This is a genomic window from Mesorhizobium sp. M7A.F.Ca.AU.001.01.1.1 (assembly GCF_004022735.1).
GTDB lineage: Bacteria > Pseudomonadota > Alphaproteobacteria > Rhizobiales > Rhizobiaceae > Mesorhizobium > Mesorhizobium ciceri.
Genome location: NZ_RZPF01000023.1, coordinates 1 through 19,042, shown reverse-complemented (window position 1 = coordinate 19,042; position 19,042 = coordinate 1). Strand labels below are relative to the sequence as shown.

The window sequence follows — 19,042 nt, the reverse complement described above, 5'->3', positions numbered from 1 at the left end:
GTCATTGCAAGCGCGCACAGAAAGGCGCTGGATTATATCGGCGGCGATCAGAGGATCGTCCGCCACCAATTTCGACCAGTCCGAAACAATGCCGATTTCATGTTGTGACATCGCGCGCCTCCCATTTACGGCCTAACAGCGATGTCTAAATTATGTTCCACTAATAGTTTCGCGAGGCGGACCGCTCTTTGTCACTGCGGTCTTCTGATCGATGAAAACCACGCCCGCTGCCTCCAAGCCTCGACGGATGGCAGCCAGCTTGGCGGGACTGGGAATCCTTCGCCCGCTCTCAAAACTGCCAATCGTTCCTTCGCTGAGGCCGCACTTCGCGGCGAGTCGCACCTGCGACCACTTCAGGATCGCTCGTGCAGCTCTGCACTGCTGGGGTGTAAGGGGTTGGGTCCCTGAGACGGTGGCGCTTCGCTTGTTCACATCCTGACGGTCCTTCGCTTCGGTGGGACACGGCTTTGCACCAGGCCCGCCTTGTCCAGATCCACCGTGACCATTGTCCCGAGCGACACCGTGACCTTGTCGCCGTCGATCCGCTTAACGTCGCCGGATAATTCCATCTGCTGGCCCCTGGTCAGCCTGGTTGCCGGATCAATGACCGAATGCGGAAGACCGGGGATCGACACGCTGACGCGGTCCTTCGTGACGCGCTTCAGCACCGTCGCCATGACCGCCACCTCGTCGCCGACTTTATTGCCATGCTCTGATTCTGGGGCGGCATCTGCCGGCGTCAAGGATTAGCTGCGTCTGATATAGAAAAGTCCGCGGGCGTGGCTCGGCGCCAGCGTATTATTTCGTTACTCGGCCTTTTCGGAACCTTCCCGCGCACGGCGCGTTCGGCCCGCTGTATTCGCGGACCCTCATATAAAAGTGGACAGGCGGGAGGCAAACAAGGGTGGGGAGGAGTGTTGCCATGTCGAAGCGAGAAATAGGGATATCTTCGGCCCTCGATCGGCGCATTGCCGATCTCAGGGCCAGGATGCAGGACGCCCGGATCACGGAATACGAAATGAAGACCTTTCAAAAAGTGGCTTCAGCCATGGGAGGCGACGGAGGCTCCCTGCGTCTCGATGCCGACGACCTGATCGCGGCATCCTTTGTCGTCGATGCGCTGGGTGAACCGACGCTCAACTGACGACGGGCGATCTGGCTTCGCGCGCCGTTTTGCCCTTGCCCGGCCGGCAATTGGCCCACGCCTTCACACTTTGAAACAGGATGGCTGCTTTCCAGCGGCCGTCCTGTGGCGTCTGCCCAAGCGTCTGTCGCAAGTCATAGGCAGGGGCTGGTTGGCCGGTGGATTTGATTCCGCCGCCGACATCGAATTGGAGGGAAAGTCTTATCAATTTGTTTGGGTTGGTGCGTCATAGTAGCGACGGCTAACGGAGTGGACGCGATGAAGCTCGATCTGTCGCCGACGAGCTGGGGCAGGGTGATCGCTGTCACGGCAGTCGGTACGGCATTCTTCATTGCCGTGGCGTTCTTCGTCGATTCCTTCAATTTTCCCTATCTTTCGCCCGAGGCCGTGTGGCGGGCGCAGATGACCGACCTGATGCTGCCTTTGGTGCTGGGCGGCTCGTTTCTGTTTTTCCTGATGTGGAAGATTCGCCAGCTGGCCATCGCGCAGCGCGATCTCAGCGTCATCGCCGCGACCGACAGCCTGACGGCGGTGCTGAACCGTGGCGCCTTCTCGATGCTGGTCGAAGCCTATCTCGAGCAGACCCGCAAGCAGGAGCAGACCCGTTCGGGGGCGCTGCTGATCATCGACGCCGACCACTTCAAGTCGATCAATGACCGCCTGGGCCATGATTGCGGCGATCAGGCCCTCAAACTGATAGCGCAGGCGATCAAGGGGCAACTGCGTGGCAGCGATATCGTCGGCCGCATCGGCGGCGAAGAATTCGGCGTGTTTCTGCCCGGCGTGGATCCCTCGCAATCCTGGGTGGTTGCCGAAAGCATCCGCCGGCGTATCAGGGAGATGGAATTCTCACCCGGCGGCAGGCCTTGTCCGCTTTCCGTCAGCATCGGCGGCACAAGCTTTACCGGCCCGATCACCTATGAGGAAATTTTCTCCGCTGCCGACAGAAGGCTTTACACGGCCAAGTCGAACGGACGCGATCAAGTCAGCTTCGATCCGGCCGGAACGTCTCCGGCGCCTGCGCCCGGCGTCGCCACCGTGCATTGATGGCAGAAACTTGCAGAAGGCTGATCGGGAAGCTCTCGAAACAGACGCTCCTTCTATGTTTCCAAATGCTTATAATCAGCCGCAAGGAATCCGATCCTTACGGATAGCATGCCGGCTCGATGGGCCATGGACTGCAACCGCTTGCCGGTATACTCCCCCGCGTTGGCGATTTTCGTTGTCGGCAGAAACGGTTTTGACTCTGAGTTTCCAAGCGTTCCGGCCGACAGCGATCATGATTTTTGATGCTGGCGAACATATGCGGAAACGGTCAGGTAAACACAGCTATTATGATCCATTTGTTCAACGGCTTTCAGGACCCCTTCGGTGGCAGTGACCTTGAAGCTCTGGAACTGTACCGGTTGTTGAGTGTCGATTCCGAGGTGCATCTGTGGGCAACCTCCTCCAGCGTGTCCGGCGAGTTGATGCGGAATTTCCCGATTCGCCGCGTCTCGCTGTCGAAGTGGGATGTACCGAATGGCGGTACCTACGTCTTTCTCGGCTCTCATTGGCGCAACAAGATATGGCCTTACCTGATCCCGCGGCCGCGCCGGCTGATCTATGTCTTCAATACCTTTCACCCGAAAATCATCTCGCTGACGAGACGCATGCCCCGCATGCTGAACTGGCCCGACGCCGAACTGGTGCTGATTTCCGATTTTCAGAGACGGATGCTCCAAGTCGATGGCACCGTGCATCCGTCTCCGATCGATATCGAACGTTTTTCACCACGGCGTCTGGGTTCGGATCGTCCCTTCACCGTCGGACGCTTGAGCCGCGATGGGCCGGGCAAACATCATCCCGATGACATACCCCTCTACAAGACATTGCTGGCCGAAGGTACAGCCTTGCGGATACAGGGAGGGATAGGGCTCAAGGACAGCCTCATGCCGCATCCGCAACTCGAACTGTTCCCACCCGGCCAATTTTCCGCCGAAGAGTTTCTGCAGACGCTCGACGTGTTTTATTATCGCACCGGTTGGCATATGGAAACCTTCGGTCGCGTGGTGTTCGAGGCGATGGCCTGCGGGTTGCCCGTGGTCTGCCATTCATATGGCGGTTATTCCGACCATATCAGGCATGGCGAAAACGGTTTCTTGTTCGAAACGACGCAGCAGGCGGCGCGCATCCTGGCCGATCTCAAAGCCGACCCGGCGCTGCGGGCGGCAGTGGGCCTCAAGGCACGGCAGACCGTCGAGCAGACCTATTCTTCCCAAGCTGTGCGACAGAGGCTGGATTTCTACCTGCGTTAGCTGCACGTCATCCTTTGGGCCATGGGACATCCTTGGCGCAACAACATGCCCGCTGTCATCGATCTCGACATCGCGCTAAAGCAGGCACGCAAAGCGGACGAATGGGGCCGACAGCCAGCGGCGTGCCACAGACTGGGCAGGACTTCTTATCGATGACTTTGATGGGCGCGGCGGCACTGCTGATCCTGATCCTGACTTACGCCGGTGTCGCCATTGGCCGCATCCCCGGCCTGCGCCTCGACCGGGCAGGGATCGCGCTTCTCGGCGGGGCCGCGATGATCGCCATCGGCGCGCTCAGCATGGAGGATGCGTACCGGGCGATCAATTTCGATACCATCACGCTTCTGCTCGGCATGATGATTGTGGTGGCGCATTTAAAAGTGTCGGGCGCCTTTCGTGGCCTTGGCGCCGTCGCCATCGAGCACGCGCATGCGCCCTTCATGCTCTTGGTGATGGTGACGCTGCTGACCGGCGTGTTGTCCGCCTTCCTGGTCAACGACGCCATCTGTCTCGTCATGGCGCCGATCGTCGTCCACGTCACCCGTGTGATCAAGCGCAACCCGATCCCCTATCTGATCGCCACCGCCACCGCGTCGAATTGCGGCAGCGTCGCAACCATCACCGGCAATCCCCAAAACATGGTCATCGGTGCACTGTCGGGCATTTCCTATCCGGCCTTTTCGGCAGCGCTGGCTCCGGTCGCCCTGTTCGGCCTCGTCGCGGTCGTTGTCATCATCCGCATTGTCTTCCGGGCCGAATTCGCCCGCACCGTCCAACTGACGCCCGAGGTCTCGCGTGGCCGCATGCACAAGGGGCAGGTGCTGAAGGCGGTGGTGGTCTGCATCGGGCTGGCAATTGCCTTCTTCGCCGGCGTGCCCGTCGCCAAGGCAGCACTCATCGGCGGCGCCATCCTCTTGCTCACCCGGGCCATCAAGCCGGAGCGCATCTACCGCGAGATCGACGGTCCGCTGCTGTTCATGTTCGCCGGTCTGTTCGTTGTCGTCGCCGGCGCTGAAAAGACGCTTCTTTCGCCCGACATGATCGCTTCGGCCAGGAACCTCGGGCTGGACGACGTCTGGCGCTTGTCCGGCTTCACCGCGGTGCTTTCCAACATCATGAGCAATGTTCCGGCCGTGCTGGCGCTGCGGCCCTTCATACCCGGCCTCGAAAACCCCGAGCGCGCCTGGCTGGTCGTCGCCATGAGCTCGACGCTGGCCGGCAATTTCACGCTGCTGGGTTCGGTCGCCAACCTGATCGTCGCCGAACAGGCGCGGGCCGCCGGCACGACGCTGTCGTTCGGCGCTTTTTTCAAGGTCGGCTTGCCTTTGACGCTGATAACGCTGGCCGCCGGCACCGCATGGCTGGCTTTCGGTTTCTAATGCATGTCGCCCAAAAGTGGCCCCGGTTTTGGGCCAACGACATGCATAAAACCAAAGGCTTAAAGCGCGTCGCGCTTTAGACCTGACTGCCTGAAAGTCGCGCCCGCACCAGCGTCGCCGCGGCGCGTCCGGCCGCTTCGATGTAATCGGGGTTGCGGTGGATCAGCATGATCGAAAAGCAGCCGTCGATCAAAAGCACGATCTCGCGCCCCAGGGTTTGCGGCTCCGCGACGCCATGGTCCGACAGGGCGCCGGCCAGCCATGTTTCGAAATTCAGCTTGTGCCGCGCGCCCACCTTGACCGCCGGATGTCCGGGCATCGAGGCGAGTTCGGCGGCCGTGCGCAGGAAGCCGCATCCTTTCCATTTCGGGTGGCGAGCGGACCTCGCCAGATTGGTGAAGATCGCCTCGACCTTGCGATCCGCGCCGCCTTCGGCAGCCTCGAACCAGCCGGCCATCCGCTTCAGATTGGGTTGGTCGCGGCCGTCGAGATAGGCGGCGATCAGGTCGTCCTTGCTCTTGAAATGGTAGTAGAGCGTGCGCTTGGTGAGACCCGCTTCCTCGGCAACGGCATCGACGCTGACACGACCGATTCCTTCTGCATAGAAGAGCCTGGTCGCGGCATCGACAATGCGTTTGCGGGTAGGGCTCTGCGTGTCGGGCATAAGCCTATGTATACCGACTAGTGAATATACACAAGCGACAAAGGGCATAGTCTTCCTTCCATCAGCATGATGGAGAAGGAACAGCCAAATGACAGATCTTGTCCTTAGCGAAACCCGGGATGGGATTGCCATCCTCACCCTCAACCGGCCGGAGAAACTCAACGCGCTGAACTATGCCCTGATCGACCGCCTGCTTGCGGTCCTTGACGACATGGAAGTCGATGACGGCGTCCGAGCGGTCATTCTGACCGGAGCAGGGGAGCGGGCGTTTTCGGCGGGGGGCGACATTCACGAGTTCTCGGCCAGCGTGGCGCTTGGCGTCGGTGTCGCGATGCGGGATTTCGTCATGCGCGGGCAGCGGCTGACGGCGAGGCTGGAAGCCTACCGCAAGCCCATCATCGCCGCCGTCAACGGCATTGCCTTTGGTGGCGGCTGCGAAATCACCGAGGCCGTACCGCTCGCTATCGCCAGTGACCGCGCTTTGTTCGCCAAGCCGGAAATCAACCTCGCAATGCCGCCGACCTTTGGTGGAACCCAGCGCTTGCCGAGGCTCGCGGGGCGCAAGCGGGCGCTCGAACTGCTGTTGACCGGCGACTGGTTTGCGCCGCCGCGGGCGCTTGAACTGGGTCTCGTCAACGAGGTTGTGCCGCATGCCGAGTTGATGCCGGCGGCATTTGATCTGGCCAGGCGTATCCTGCGGCACTCCGATCTGGCGATTGCCGGCATCCTCACGGCAGTGGCGCGCGGCCTCAACCAGAGCATCGCCGAAGGTTTGCTGGTCGAGGCCGAGCAGTTTGCCCGCGTGGCCCCGACCGCTGATCTGCGCGAAGGGCTGAATGCCTGGATTGCACGCCGCGAGCCGGGCTATGACGGCTCGTGGACACATATCGCGCGTCCCGACGAGGCCAGGCGAGCCTGAAGCGGGTCGCTGGAATTCCTCAGGCGACCCGCTTCAGGTCTTTGTTTTTATGCGTGTCGTTCTCCCAAAACCGAGGTTACTTTTGGGCGACATGCACTCGTCGGAGCTGGATCAGGGCGCCACCACCAAACGGCCCTTCATGTTGGGGTGAAAGCGGCAGAAGTAGTCGACCGGTCCCGCCGTCTTCAAAGTCAGGCTTGCGGATTTCTTCGGCGGGATCATCACTTCCCAGCCGCCTTTCACGGTTGCCGTGTGGGCGAACACATCCTTGTTCACCCACTCGATCGTGTCGCCGACCTTTGCCTCGACGGTGGCCGGAGAGAACACCAGCCTGTCGATGGTGACCTGGATGGTTTCGGCTTGCGCCGGCACGATCCCGACGGCGAGCGTCAACGCAATCCACAGATGGTGGTTCTGCATGCTCCCGGTCCTTACTTGAGCATGCCGGCGACGTGTTCGGCGTGCTGCTCATGGCCCTGGAATATCTTCAAGCCGGTTTCCAGCAGGCTTTTCAGCTCGGCATTCTGCGCCGACGGGATCAAAAGGGTTTCGAGCGCGCCGTTGACCTGCTTGTGATAGGCGACCTCATTGTCGACATAGGCCTTGTCGAAGGCAGCGCCGTGGAGTTTGGCGAGCTTGGCCCGCTCCTCCGTCGCAGCTTTGGTCAGCGCCTTGCTGGTGGGGTTGTCTTCCGGGGTGACCTTGAGCTTCTTGACCAGGTCGAGCGCCTGAACATTTACAGCCTCGTGATCGCGGACCATATCCTTGGCGAAATCGACAACCTCCTTGTTCTTCGATTTGTCGATGGCCAGCTTGGCCGCTTCGATGTCGATGACCCCGGCCGTGTAGGCGATATGGGCGATCTGCGGATCGGTCGGCTTGTCGGCGGCTTGTGCGAACGGCGCGGTGCCGAGCAGCAGCAGGGCGGCGAGCGCAGCAGTGTGTCGGATAGACATGGCATCTCCTTCGCCGGGACGCTGAAATCGTCCCGGACAGTGTTTTTCGGTTGACGGTCATTGGATGCTGGTCAGCGGCAAACGTTCCCGCTGAAATGAACTGAAATCCGCTGAGGCTCAGCTTTCCAGCCCGAGCCGTCGCATCACGGCGCTGGTCAGTCGTTCGCAACGCCGGCCGGCGAAGGGGAAGGCGTCGAGCAGCACCGGCCCGATCTGGTCGTCCAGCGCCTTGCGGACAAGGGCGCGGGCGCGGTGCAGCCTTGTCTTGACGGTTTGCGGCCGCACGCCGAGGAGGTCGGCGGTCTCTTCGATGCTCAGCCCCTCGATCACCCGCGCCACGAACACCGTCCGGTAGACGTCGGGAAGGCTGTCGGTGGCCTGTTCGACCAGTTGGAGGATCTGCCGTTGCGCCATTGTCCGTTCCGGATCGTCGCTGGGATTGAGGGGAAACCGGATGATCTCGGCTTGCGGATTTTCCGGCAGCGCCACCGTTTTGCGTCTTTTGCGCAGCCGGCCGAGCGCCTCGTTGATGACGATGCGCGATAGCCATGTGGCGAGCGAGGAGTCGCCGCGAAACGCATCGAGATGGGCGAAGGCCTTGACGTATGCCTCCTGCACGATGTCCTCGGCCTCGCTGTCATTGCGCACGACGCCGCGCGCGATCCGGTAAAGCCGCTGATTGTGTGTCTTGATGATGGTGCGGAAGGCGTCGCCGTCGCGCGCCAGCGCGCGGTGCACAAGCTGCATCTCGCCTGGCACAGCGGAAGGCACGGCCGTCAACACAGCAGGCATGGCAAGTTTCCTCAACCCAATCTCCGAACCAGGATCTCGATTGGGAGATTGGACGCTGTCGCCGGCAAAAGGTTCCCGAAGATTTTCTGCCGGGTCCGGCGGCCGCTACACTACAGTGCGAGCGAAGGCTTGTCAGGCAGCCTGCAGGCGCGCCGTGGCCGCCAACAGATCGGTCTGGGTGATCAGCCCGAGAATCCGCTTGTCGTCGTCGACGATGATGACCGCATGGCTGCGGCCGTCGGTGAGGACGGGCAGCAGACCCATGGCGGCGACGCCGGCGGCGGCTGTTGCCGCGGGCGTTAAGACGGATCCAACCGTCCCCGAGGCCTGGGTGAGTTCGCGCAACCCCACCGTGCCTGCCAGCCTGGCTTCCGCATTGACGACCGGCAAGGTGCGGATGTTGTGGTCAAGCAGCAATTGGCGCGCCGCCTCGGTGGAGGTGTGAGCATCGACCGAGATCACATCGCGCGACATGATGTCCTCGCACAGAAGGGTCTTGTGCGCGCGCACCATCGCCTGCAATTCGACCTGCCGCAGCAGCCGGTCGAGATCGTTGCGATCGATATCGAACGTCTCGTCGAGTGCGCCAAGCGCGGCATCGATGTCTTCCGACCGAAAGCCCACGCGCAGCTGCGCCGGCAGATCGCCGGTGCCGTGGCTGTTTGCCGGCGCCGCAACCGGCACATGCGGATAATTGCGCCGGGCCAGCCTGTGGAAGCCGTAGCCGAGCGCCACCAGCAGGATCGAGTTCAGCGCCACCGGCACGAATGGAAACAGGAAGCCGGCGCTGATCACGGCAGGCCCTCCCAGCACCGCGGTCAGCGCGGCCGCTCCGCCCGGCGGATGCAGGCAGCGCGTGAACGACATGGCGGCGATGGCCAGTGCCACCGCGATGCCGCTGGCAAGGGCGGTTTCGTGGATGAAATGCGCCACGATCACGCCGACCAGTGCCGATATCGTGTTGCCGCCGATGATCGACCATGGCTGTGCCAGCGGACTGGCGGGCACGGCGAACAGCAGCACCGCCGACGCCCCCATCGGCGCCACCAGCAGCGGCACGTGCGGGCCGTTGCCGAGCACAAGGCTGGCGATCACACCGGTGAGTGCAATGCCGATCGTCGCGCCGATACAGGCGACGAGACGCTCGCGCAGCGTCGCGCCGGCAAGAATGGGAACAAAAAGGCGGAAAGCCATGGGGTCGAAAACTCTGCCGATATTCCAGGGGAAGTCGAAAATGTGCTGATCGCACCGCAATGACGCGGCATCGTTGAATTTGAAAGCCAAACTGATCCGGGAAACTGCAATTTGAGGGAATAGAATTCCGCTACGCAGCCGCCGCCGCGGTCAGGCCGCGCGAAATGTCGGCCTTCAGGTCGTCGACGTCCTCGAGGCCGATCTGCAGGCGGATCAATGGACCCTCATAGGGGGCCTTCGCGACAACGCGGTCGCCGAGCCAGACCGGCACGGCAAGGCTCTCATAGCCGCCCCAGGAATAGCCGAGGCCGAAGATTTGCAGCGCGTCGAGAAAGGCGTGCTGCTGCTTTTGTCCGCCGCCGGCAAGCACGATGGAAAAGATGCCGCTCGATCCGGAGAAGTCCCGCTTCCACAGTTCGTGGTCCGGGTGGCTGGGCAGGGCCGGGTGGAGCACGCGCGCCACGCCCTTCTGGCCTTCGAGCCAGGAGGCGATGGCAAGCGTGCTGCGCTGATGGTGTTCAAGGCGCACGCCCATGCTGCGCAGGCCGCGCAGCACCTGGTAGACGTCGTCGGGCCCGGCGCAGCAGCCAAGCGTGCAGAAGCTTTCATAAAGATGCGTCCAGCAGCTCTCATTGGCCGACACCGTGCCAAGCAGCACGTCGGAATGGCCGGCCGGGTATTTGGTCGCCGCATGGATCGAGATGTCGACACCGTGGTCGAGGGGGCGGAAATACAGTGGCGTCGCCCAGGTATTGTCCATCATGACGATGGCGCCCGCGGCGTGCGCCGCCTTGGCGATGGCTGGGATGTCCTGCACCTCGAAGGTGTTGGAGGCCGGTGATTCCGTGAACACCACCTTGGTGTTGGGCTTGATCAACGCCGCGATGCCGGCGCCGACATGGGGGGCGTAGTACTCGACCTCGACGCCCAGCCGCTTCAGCATCGTGTCGGCGAAGTTGCGGGTCGGATGATAGACGGTATCGACGATCAGCAGATGGTCGCCGGCCGACACGAAGGCGAGCAGCGGTACCGTCACCGCCGCAAGGCCCGACGGCACCAGGATCGTGCCTGCCGAACCTTCCAGCGCGTCTATGGCGTGGGCGAGCGCATCGGTCGTCGGCGTGCCGCGCGTGCCGTAAGTGTATTTCTGGGTGCGAGCCGCCATTGACGCCGCGTCGCGAAAAAGCACGGTCGAGGCATGCACCACCGGCGGATTGACGAAGCCGAAATAGTCGTGCGGATTGTTGCCCGAATGGGCAAGCCGCGTGTTGATGCCCATCCCGCCGCTAAAGTGCTCGCCGTCTTTCGCCATTCTGCGTCGCCTTGTTTGACAAGCCGCTAGCCATAGTGCGGCGGCATGGACCGTGCAACAGCCACCGTCCGCCAGGAGATGGACTTCGAATATGCCAATTCGTCGCGGCAAAAACAGCGATGCGGGGACAGGATATCAAAACGAAAAACCCGCCTGTGCGGCGGGTCATCGGCGCAAATCAGCACCATGGACGAAAATGTATCATAGCTGAGGGCAGGCTGTCAAGAAAAAATTCCTATCGCGAAAAGGCGGTCTTTGATTGACCTGCGTTCGGAGCCCTCATCTCCGCCGATCGGCTATTGTGGGCGGCTGCGGAAGGTATATGATTGTCGGCTAATATTAATCGCCGGATTGCTTCGATCAGATGCTGCCGGATGGTTGCTGCCGGTTGACCTCTGGTCCTCCACGATCCGGATCGCGCTCACCAAGCGTGAGCGCGGCAAGGGAGGAATGCCATGCCGGACGTCAAATGGGCCATGAAGGCGCGCGAATTCATCAACTGCAACTGCGCCTATGGCTGCCCGTGCCAGTTCAACGCCATGCCGACATACGGGTTCTGCCAGGCGGTCGCCGGCATGGAAATCGAAAGCGGCCATCACGGCGACACCAAGCTCGACGGATTGCGGTTCGTCGGGATTTTCAGCTGGCCCGGCGCCATACACCAGGGCGGGGGCGAAGCCGCGGTGATCATCGACGAGAGGGCGACGGAAGCCCAACGTGGCGCGCTGCTTCGCATATTGGGCGGTCTGGATACCGAACCGGGTGCAACGATATTCCAGGTCTTTTCGACCACGCTGGAGAAGTTCCACGACCCGATCTTTGCGCCGATCGAATTCAACATCGACGTCGACGCGCGAACCAGTCAGCTGCATGTCGAGGGTATAACCGACGGTCGTGGCGAGCCGATCCGGAATCCGGTCACCGGCGCTGCCCACCAGGCGCGCATCGACCTGCCGCACGGCTTCGAATACGCGATCGCCGAGGTCGGGCGCGGCTGGACAAAGGCGACGGGCCCGATCAAGTTCGAGCTGGCCGATACGCACAGCCATTTCGCCAATCTGCATCTCACGCAGAGCGGCATCGTGCATTGACCTGATCCAATGGGCGACACGGCCCTCGAGGCGGTGCTGCGGCGCGATCGCGCGGTCGTGATGGCCGCGCTCGTGGTGATTGCCGTGCTCGCCTGGGCCTATGTGCTGTGGCTCGCCACCGACATGGTCATGCCCGGCTCCGCCTTGCCGGACAGCGGAGGCGGTGACATGGCCGGAATGGACATGTCGAATATGGACGGGTCGAACATGGGTATGGGCGGCATGGATATGGGCGCCGCCGTGGCGCCAGGCATCCGGGCCTGGGCATTGGCCGATTTCGCTTTCACCTTCACGATGTGGGCGGTGATGATGGTCGGCATGATGACGCCTTCGGTCGCACCGATGTTGCTGCTCTATGCCGGTGTCGGCCGCAAGGCGCGGGCGGATGGCAGGCCCATCGCTTCGACGGGATGGTTTTTTGCCGGCTACCTCGCCGTCTGGGCCGTCTTCAGCCTCGTGGCGACCGGTGCGCAATGGCTGCTCGCCCGTCTTGCCTTGCTCGACCCCTCGATGGCGACCGGCAGCGCGGTCCTCGGCGGCCTCGTCCTGATCGCCGCCGGTCTCTATCAATGGACGCCGATGAAGGGCGTCTGCCTGCGCCAATGTCAGGCCCCGATCGCGTTCCTGGCCGGCCATGGCGGATTCCGCTCCGCTCCGCTCGGCGCGCTCCGGCTGGGCATCGATCACGGCGCCTACTGTCTGGGGTGCTGCTGGGCGCTGATGGCTCTGCTGTTCGTCGGTGGCGTCATGAACGTGCTGTGGATCGCCGGCATCGCCATCCTCGTCCTGCTGGAGAAGACGGTGCCGACCGGGCAGCTGATTCCGCGCGTTTCAGGCGCGTTGATGGCTGGCATCGGGACCTGGATCGTCTTTCAAGCCTCTTGAGAACAGTCTTCGTCTGCGACCTGTATTGGACTGCAGCCGCCAGTAAATCGTCAGAAGACAATCTTGGGACATGGTAGTTCGCCCCACGCGGAGGTCAACAACCACGAGGTATTTGCCCGGGATGGATTTCGCTGCCGCGGCCGGTATCGGCCCCGCGTTGGCGTTGCATCAGCTTTGCCGCCTTTATTGGCCCCTGCTGACTAATTCGCGGGCGTGTTTGTCTGTAAATCAGGCATTTACGGCAATCGGTTTTCAAACTCTTCGGGTTTGGGTCATTTCCCTTGACCTCACAGGAATTATCGCCTTCGATGACATTTGTGAATGGGAGGCGGCGCGTCGGTTACGATGCGGGGTTTCGGGATGGGCCGGGATGAAGCCGCGTTCACACGGGAGAAAAAAATCAGGATTTACTCCTGAAAAACAGAGAAAAGGGTCTGTGGGTCATGAAACACATTGCTATCGGCATTCTAGGCGCCGCCACGCTTGGATTGATGGCGTCCGCCGCGTCGGCGGCCACGCTCGACACCGTCAAGGCGAAGGGCTTCATCCAGTGCGGCGTCTCCACCGGCCTGGCCGGCTTTTCGGCGCCGGACGACAAGGGTGACTGGCAAGGCATCGATGCGGATTTCTGCCGCGCTGTCGCGGCCGCCGTCTTCGGTGACGGCTCCAGGGTCAAGTTCACGCCGCTCAGCGCCAAGGAGCGGTTTACCGCGCTGCAGTCGGGCGAGATCGACATCCTGTCGCGCAACACCACCTGGACCATCAACCGCGATACGGCACTCGGCCTGAATTTCATCGGCGTCACCTATTATGACGGCCAGGGTTTCATGATCAACGCCAAGAAGCTGCCGGGTGTCAATTCGGCATTGCAGCTCTCGGGCGCAGCCGTCTGCGTGCAGAGCGGCACCACCACCGAGCTGAACCTCGCCGACTACTTCAAGGCCAACAAGATGGAGTACAATCCCGTCGTCTTCGAAAAGCTGGAAGAGGTCAACGCCGCCTATGATGCCGGCCGCTGCGACGTCTACACCACCGATCAGTCGGGCCTCTATGGCATACGCCTGACGCTGGGATCGCCGGCCGACCATGTCGTGCTGCCCGAGATCATCTCCAAGGAGCCGCTCGGACCTGCCGTTCGCCAGGGCGACGACCAGTGGTACCACATCGTCAAATGGACCTATTTTGCGCTGCTGCAGGCTGAAGAGCTCGGCATCACCAAGGCCAATGTCGATGAGATGAAGAACTCGGCCAGCCCCGAGATCAAGCGCGTTCTCGGCCAGGAAGCCGACACCAAGATCGGTACCGATCTCGGCGTCTCCAATGACTGGGTGGTCAACATCGTCAAGGCCGTCGGCAATTATGGCGAAATGTTCGAGCGCAATGTCGGCTCGGGCAGCCCGCTGAAGATCGCGCGCGGCATCAACGCGCTGTGGACCAAGGGCGGCCTGCAATACGCGCCGCCGATCCGCTGATCGAAATGTGATCCGGGAGGCAGATCATCTGCCTCCCGGTTTCTCTTTCCAGGGGACGGTCGAATGGCATCGCAGGACGTACTTCGCGAGGAGCCCAGCCGCGGCTCCTTCATCAACGATCCGAAAATCCGGGGCATATTCTTCCAGGTGCTGGTCGTCGTGCTGCTGGTGGCGGGCGTCTGGTGGATTGCCCACAACGTCATCGACAACCTGACGCGGTTGCGCATCGCTTCAGGCTTCGGCTTCCTCAAGGGCCGCGCCGGCTTCGATATCAGCGAGAGCGCGATCGCCTATTCGTCGGATTCGACCTATGGCCGCGCCATTCTGGTCGGCCTCCTCAACACGGTCATCGTCGCCATCGTCGGCATCATCACCGCGACAATCATCGGCTTCGTCATCGGCATCGGCCGGCTCTCGAAGAACTGGCTGATCAGGAAGATCTGCACCGTCTATGTCGAGGTCTTCCGCAACATCCCGCCGCTGCTGGTCATCTTCTTCTGGTATTCCGGCGTGCTGGCCGTGCTGCCGGCGCCACGCGACAGCATCAATTTGCCGTTCGGCTCCTTTCTCAACCAGCGCGGTTTCTATTTTCCACGCGCCGTATGGGGCGACGGTTCATGGCTGATTTTCGTCGCCCTGCTCGTCGGCATCGCCATGGCGTGGTTCGTCGCGCGCAAGGCGCGGCAACGGCAGATGGCGACCGGCCAGCAATTTCCGGTGTTTTGGACATCCGCGGCGCTGATCGTCGGGCTGCCGCTGCTCGCCTATGCGCTGAGCGGCTTTCCCCTGAGCTTCGATTACCCCAAGCAGTCGACTTTCAACCTGACCGGCGGCTTTCAGGTCCGGCCGGAGTTCCTGTCGCTTTATCTGGCGCTGTCCTGCTATACCGCCGCCTTCATCGCCGAGATCGTGCGTGCCGGCATCAGGGGTGTCAGCGCGGGCCAGACGGAAGCCGCCGGAGCGTTGGGATTGCGTTCCGGATCGATCCTGCGGCTGGTCGTCGTGCCGCAGGCCATGCGCATCGTCATTCCGCCGCTGACCAGCCAGTATCTCAACCTGACCAAGAACTCGTCGCTGGCCATCGCCATCGGCTATCCGGACCTGACGGCGACCGCCGGGACAGTGCTGAACCAGACCGGCCAGGCCGTCGAGGGCGTGGTGATCATGATGGTGATCTATCTCGCCATCAGCCTTCTGACCTCGCTTGTGATGAACTGGTTCAACGCCAAGATGGCGCTGGTGGAGAGGTGAGGTAAGGACATGCAAGAACATGATATGTCCTGGGTGCGCACCGAAATGGTGCTGGCGCAGCCGGCGCCCGCCAGCGTCACCGGCCTCGGCGCATGGGTGCGCAAGAACCTGATCGCGTCTACCGGCGACACCATTTTGACAATCGTCGGCATCGCCCTGGTGGCGATGATCCTGCCGCAAATCATCAATTGGGCGTTCATCAACGCCGTGTGGACGGGGCCGGACCGGACCGTATGCGCCACGGTGGCGCAAGGCGGCATCCAGCCGGATGGCTGGACCGGCGCCTGCTGGGCTTTCGTCAATGCCAAGTTCGGCCAGTTCATGCTCGGCCGCTATCCCATCGAGGAGCGCTGGCGGCCGATCCTGGTCGCCATCCTGTTCGTGGCGCTGCTGGTGCCGATGCTGATGCCGAAGGTGCCACGCAAAGGGCTGAATGCGGTTCTGCTGTTCTTCGTGCTGCCGATCGTCGCCTTCGTCCTGCTGGTCGGCGGCATGTTCGGCCTGCCGCATGTCGAGACCTCGCTTTGGGGCGGGCTCTTGGTAACGCTCAGCCTGTCCTTCGTCGGCATTGCCGTGTCGCTGCCGCTCGGCATCGTGCTGGCGCTCGGCCGCCGTTCCAAGATGCCGATCATCAAGACGCTGTGCGTCGTCTTCATCGAGACGGTGCGCGGCATCCCGCTGATCACCGTGCTGTTCTTCGCCAGCGTCATGCTGCCGCTGTTCCTGCCGGAGGGCGTTTCGTTCGACAAGTTCCTGCGCGCTTTGATCGGCGTGTCGCTGTTTGCCGCCGCCTATATGGCCGAAGTGGTGCGCGGCGGCCTGCAGGCGATCCCCAAGGGCCAATATGAAGGTGCCGATTCGCTCGGCCTCGGCTATTGGCAGAAGATGTATTTCATCGTCATGCCGCAGGCGCTCAAATTGGTCATCCCGGGCATCGTCAACACCTTCATCGGCATGTTCAAGGACACCAGCCTGGTCATCATCATCTCGATGTTCGACCTGCTCGGCATCGTCAAACAGAATTTTTCCGATGCAAACTGGGCAACCGCGCAGACGGCGAGGTCCGGCCTGATCTTCGCCGCCTTCGTCTTCTGGCTGTTCTGCTTCGGCATGTCGCGCTATTCAATGTACACCGAACGCCGGCTCGACACCGGCCACAAACGCTAAACATAAACAAAAGAACAAGGGGATCCCTCTCATGGCCACCGAAAATGCCGTCAGCGCCGAAGAGATCAAGGTCAACGCCGCCAAGATGCAGATTTCGACGACCGATGTCGCCATCGACATCATCGCCATGCACAAATGGTATGGCGAGTTCCATGTGCTGAAGGACATCAACCTGAAAGTGATGCGCGGCGAGCGCATCGTCATCTGCGGCCCCTCCGGCTCCGGCAAATCGACCATGATCCGCTGCATCAACCGCCTGGAGGAGCACCAGAAGGGCAAGATCATCGTCGACGGTAAGGAATTGACCAACGATCTCAAGAAGATCGACGAGGTGCGCCGCGAGGTCGGCATGGTGTTCCAGCACTTCAACCTGTTCCCGCATCTGACCATCCTGGAGAACTGCACGCTGGCGCCGATCTGGGTGCGCAAGACGCCGAAGAAGCAGGCCGAGGAAATCGCCATGCATTTCCTCAAGCGCGTCAAGATCCCGGAACAGGCCAACAAATATCCCGGCCAGCTTTCCGGCGGCCAGCAGCAGCGTGTGGCGATTGCCCGCTCGCTGTGCATGAACCCGCGCATCATGCTGTTCGACGAGCCGACCTCGGCGCTTGATCCGGAGATGATCAAGGAAGTGCTGGAGACCATGGTTGGCCTTGCCGAAGAAGGCATGACCATGCTGTGCGTCACCCACGAGATGGGTTTTGCCCGCAAGGTCGCCAACCGGGTGATCTTCATGGACCAGGGCCAGATCGTCGAGCAGAACACGCCGGCCGAGTTCTTCGACCACCCGCGCCATGAGCGCACGAAGCTGTTCCTGTCGCAGATCCTGCACTAGGCTTTCGATGTTTGCGAGGAGCCCGGCTGAAACACTGCCGGGCTCTTTTGCGTATGGCATAACAGGCGACCGTTCCTGTCGCGCTGGAGCGCTTTTGCAGAGCCGCTTTTCATGAAGAGACTGGGACGTTTTCTAGGCCTTCTGTTGATTGTCGTCGCTCTCGCCGTGACGACGGGCACCCTCGTGCCGCGGCCGCTGTGGCCGGCGGCCGCCGCCATGCCCGCCGCGACGCGCCACATCCTGGTGCTGAACAATCCGATCCACACCGATATCGCCATCCCGGTCGACGATGCCGTGCGCCAGCGTTTCCACTTCCTGGTCGACGCCGGCATACCGGCCGACAGGCCGGAGGTCCGCTACATCGTCTTCGGCTGGGGCGGTCGCGCCTTCTACCTGGAGACGCCGACATGGTCCGAGCTGAAGGCGGTACCGGTGATGAAGGCACTGACCCTCGACGCGTCGGTCATGCATGTCGATGTCGCCGGTGACATCCTCGAACCGCCCCCTGACATCGCGGGGTTCGACATCACAGAGGACCGGTTCGCGGCGTTGCTCGATTTCATCGATGCGAGTTTCCAGCGCGGACCGGAAGGCCCGATCCTCGTTCCGGACGCGGCCTATTCCAGGTTCGACGGCTTCTACGAAGCCAACGGCCATTTCAACGCACTGATCGGCTGCAACACCTGGACGGCGGCCGCCTTGCGCACCGCAGGCCTGCGCACCGGCTGGTGGAACCCGCTGCCTGTATCGCTCGGGCTATCGATGCGGCTGTATAATTAGCGTGGGCATTCCGCGAATTGGCGAGTGTCGCGTTCCTTCACACCCCCCTCTGTCCCGCCAACCTTTCGCAGGTTTCAGCTTTCGTCAGCCTCCGGTGCCCGCCAGCCATAGAGCCAGTCCAAATCCGCCGCGAGTTTTTCCGACGAGCGCATTTTCAGGAACACGTTGCGCGCAATCGCCACCGGCCCTGCGGCATGCCAGGCCAGCCGGTTGACAGCGCCGCGTCGGGCGACCTGCGCGACACGCGGCCGCCGTGACTGTTCCCAAACCGCAAGCGCGGCCAGCGGGTTCGTAGGGGAGGCGTAGACGGCGTCGGCAAGCGTCGCTGCATCCTCGATCGCCATGGCCGCACCTTGCGCCGCGAATGGGGTCATCGCATGCGCGGCGTCGCCGATCAGCGCCATGCCGTTCGGTGTTGTCCAGGGCTGTTGCGGGTCGACAGTGTGGATCGGCCACGCGGTCCACGGGCCGGCCTGCTCGACCAGACGGGCAAGTTCTGCCGCAGTGCCGGCAAGAGCTCGGGTCAGGATCCCGGCGTCGGCGTTGCCGGACCAGCCCTCGGCAATGCGGTCGCCCCTGGTGAAGGCCGCGAGATTGAAGGCCGCACCCTTGCTGACGGGATAGGCCACCATATGGAAGCCGGGATGCAGGAAGGTGGTGACGCAGTCCCTGGCGCCGATGGCGGCAAAGCTCTGCCCCGCGGCGCTATCGGCTGCGATGGTCGCGCGCCAGGCCAGTTCGCCGGAGAAATGGTTTCTTGGCGAAGCCGACCCCTTGGCCGAGTCGACAAGTGGGCGCACCGATGACCAGACGCCATCGGCCCCGACCAGCAGGAAGCCCTCCGCCTCGATGGTCTTGCCGTCGATCTCGGCCGTCGCCGTGATGCCATGCGGGCCGGAGGCAA

21 protein-coding genes are annotated in these 19,042 nt (G+C 62.2%); 12 read left to right on the top strand and 9 right to left on the bottom strand.

The window, feature by feature from the left end; translation table 11 throughout:
• Positions 1-150: 150 nt before the first annotated feature.
• Together EN884_RS03070 and EN884_RS03065 are read right to left on the bottom strand one after the other, a co-directional pair.
• Positions 151-432: a helix-turn-helix transcriptional regulator gene (locus EN884_RS03070; RefSeq protein WP_013532438.1), complete on the bottom strand. Its 282-nt coding sequence runs from the start codon at positions 430-432 to the stop codon at positions 151-153.
• Positions 429-743, bottom strand: coding sequence for a hypothetical protein (locus EN884_RS03065; protein ID WP_244514287.1), 315 nt, complete (start codon positions 741-743; stop codon positions 429-431). The genes EN884_RS03070 and EN884_RS03065 overlap by 4 nt, the downstream gene beginning before the upstream one ends.
• 179 nt (positions 744-922) lie before the next feature.
• Between EN884_RS03065 and EN884_RS03060 the strand changes: the two genes are divergently transcribed.
• From EN884_RS03060 to EN884_RS03045, 4 genes are all read left to right on the top strand, one after another.
• On the top strand, positions 923-1,144 hold the full coding sequence (locus tag EN884_RS03060; RefSeq protein ID WP_013532436.1) for a hypothetical protein: 222 nt from the start codon (positions 923-925) through the stop codon (positions 1,142-1,144).
• Positions 1,145-1,402: 258 nt separating this feature from the next.
• On the top strand, positions 1,403-2,191 hold the full coding sequence (locus EN884_RS03055; protein WP_013532435.1) for a GGDEF domain-containing protein: 789 nt from the start codon (positions 1,403-1,405) through the stop codon (positions 2,189-2,191).
• Between the two features lie 287 nt (positions 2,192-2,478).
• Positions 2,479-3,441 (top strand): glycosyltransferase, encoded by a 963-nt coding sequence (locus EN884_RS03050; protein WP_013532434.1) that lies wholly within the window; start codon positions 2,479-2,481, stop codon positions 3,439-3,441.
• Positions 3,442-3,593: 152 nt separating this feature from the next.
• Positions 3,594-4,820, top strand: coding sequence for an anion transporter (locus EN884_RS03045; protein ID WP_013532433.1), 1,227 nt, complete (start codon positions 3,594-3,596; stop codon positions 4,818-4,820).
• A 76-nt stretch (positions 4,821-4,896) separates the two neighbouring features.
• Here EN884_RS03045 and EN884_RS03035 read toward each other — a convergent pair whose 3' ends face one another.
• A complete protein-coding gene (locus EN884_RS03035; protein WP_024505017.1) occupies positions 4,897-5,484 on the bottom strand; it encodes a TetR/AcrR family transcriptional regulator in 588 nt (195 codons plus the stop codon).
• Between the two features lie 88 nt (positions 5,485-5,572).
• Here EN884_RS03035 and EN884_RS03030 point away from each other — a divergent pair, with 88 nt between their 5' ends.
• The gene (locus EN884_RS03030; protein WP_013532431.1) at positions 5,573-6,403 is read left to right on the top strand and encodes a crotonase/enoyl-CoA hydratase family protein; all 831 of its coding nucleotides are present in this window, start codon (positions 5,573-5,575) and stop codon (positions 6,401-6,403) included.
• A 111-nt stretch (positions 6,404-6,514) separates the two neighbouring features.
• Here EN884_RS03030 and EN884_RS03025 read toward each other — a convergent pair whose 3' ends face one another.
• The 5 genes from EN884_RS03025 to EN884_RS03005 all read right to left on the bottom strand — a co-directional run bounded on the left by EN884_RS03025 (position 6,515) and on the right by EN884_RS03005 (position 10,657).
• A complete protein-coding gene (locus tag EN884_RS03025; RefSeq protein ID WP_013532430.1) occupies positions 6,515-6,823 on the bottom strand; it encodes a cupredoxin family copper-binding protein in 309 nt (102 codons plus the stop codon).
• Between the two features lie 11 nt (positions 6,824-6,834).
• Positions 6,835-7,359 carry a DUF4142 domain-containing protein gene (locus tag EN884_RS03020; RefSeq protein WP_013532429.1) on the bottom strand — a complete coding sequence of 175 codons (525 nt, stop codon included), beginning with the start codon at positions 7,357-7,359 and terminating at the stop codon, positions 6,835-6,837.
• Positions 7,360-7,476: 117 nt separating this feature from the next.
• Complete coding sequence (locus EN884_RS03015) at positions 7,477-8,151, bottom strand: RNA polymerase sigma factor (RefSeq protein ID WP_013532428.1); 675 nt, start codon at positions 8,149-8,151, stop codon at positions 7,477-7,479.
• 132 nt (positions 8,152-8,283) lie between these two features.
• Positions 8,284-9,345: an HPP family protein gene (locus tag EN884_RS03010; RefSeq protein WP_013532427.1), complete on the bottom strand. Its 1,062-nt coding sequence runs from the start codon at positions 9,343-9,345 to the stop codon at positions 8,284-8,286.
• A 130-nt stretch (positions 9,346-9,475) separates the two neighbouring features.
• Complete coding sequence (locus tag EN884_RS03005) at positions 9,476-10,657, bottom strand: cystathionine beta-lyase (protein WP_013532426.1); 1,182 nt, start codon at positions 10,655-10,657, stop codon at positions 9,476-9,478.
• A 455-nt stretch (positions 10,658-11,112) separates the two neighbouring features.
• Here EN884_RS03005 and EN884_RS03000 point away from each other — a divergent pair, with 455 nt between their 5' ends.
• The 7 genes from EN884_RS03000 (at position 11,113) to EN884_RS02970 (ending at position 18,138) form a co-directional block, all read left to right on the top strand.
• Positions 11,113-11,748: a DUF1326 domain-containing protein gene (locus EN884_RS03000; RefSeq protein ID WP_013532425.1), complete on the top strand. Its 636-nt coding sequence runs from the start codon at positions 11,113-11,115 to the stop codon at positions 11,746-11,748.
• A gap of 9 nt (positions 11,749-11,757) precedes the next feature.
• Entirely contained in the window at positions 11,758-12,633 is an 876-nt protein-coding gene (locus EN884_RS02995; RefSeq protein WP_013532424.1) for a DUF2182 domain-containing protein, read from the top strand.
• 443 nt (positions 12,634-13,076) lie between these two features.
• A complete protein-coding gene (locus tag EN884_RS02990; protein ID WP_013532423.1) occupies positions 13,077-14,105 on the top strand; it encodes an amino acid ABC transporter substrate-binding protein in 1,029 nt (342 codons plus the stop codon).
• Positions 14,106-14,168: 63 nt separating this feature from the next.
• Positions 14,169-15,356, top strand: coding sequence for an amino acid ABC transporter permease (locus EN884_RS02985; protein WP_013532422.1), 1,188 nt, complete (start codon positions 14,169-14,171; stop codon positions 15,354-15,356).
• Between the two features lie 9 nt (positions 15,357-15,365).
• Positions 15,366-16,523: an amino acid ABC transporter permease gene (locus tag EN884_RS02980; protein ID WP_013532421.1), complete on the top strand. Its 1,158-nt coding sequence runs from the start codon at positions 15,366-15,368 to the stop codon at positions 16,521-16,523.
• A 31-nt stretch (positions 16,524-16,554) separates the two neighbouring features.
• Positions 16,555-17,358, top strand: a complete 804-nt coding sequence (locus EN884_RS02975; RefSeq protein WP_013532420.1) for an amino acid ABC transporter ATP-binding protein — start codon at positions 16,555-16,557, stop codon at positions 17,356-17,358.
• A 111-nt stretch (positions 17,359-17,469) separates the two neighbouring features.
• Positions 17,470-18,138 carry a TIGR02117 family protein gene (locus EN884_RS02970; protein ID WP_013532419.1) on the top strand — a complete coding sequence of 223 codons (669 nt, stop codon included), beginning with the start codon at positions 17,470-17,472 and terminating at the stop codon, positions 18,136-18,138.
• Positions 18,139-18,212: 74 nt separating this feature from the next.
• Here the strand turns inward: EN884_RS02970 and EN884_RS02965 are convergent.
• On the bottom strand, positions 18,213-19,042 hold an 830-nt coding region (locus tag EN884_RS02965), incomplete at its 5' end, for an FAD-dependent monooxygenase (protein WP_128360465.1).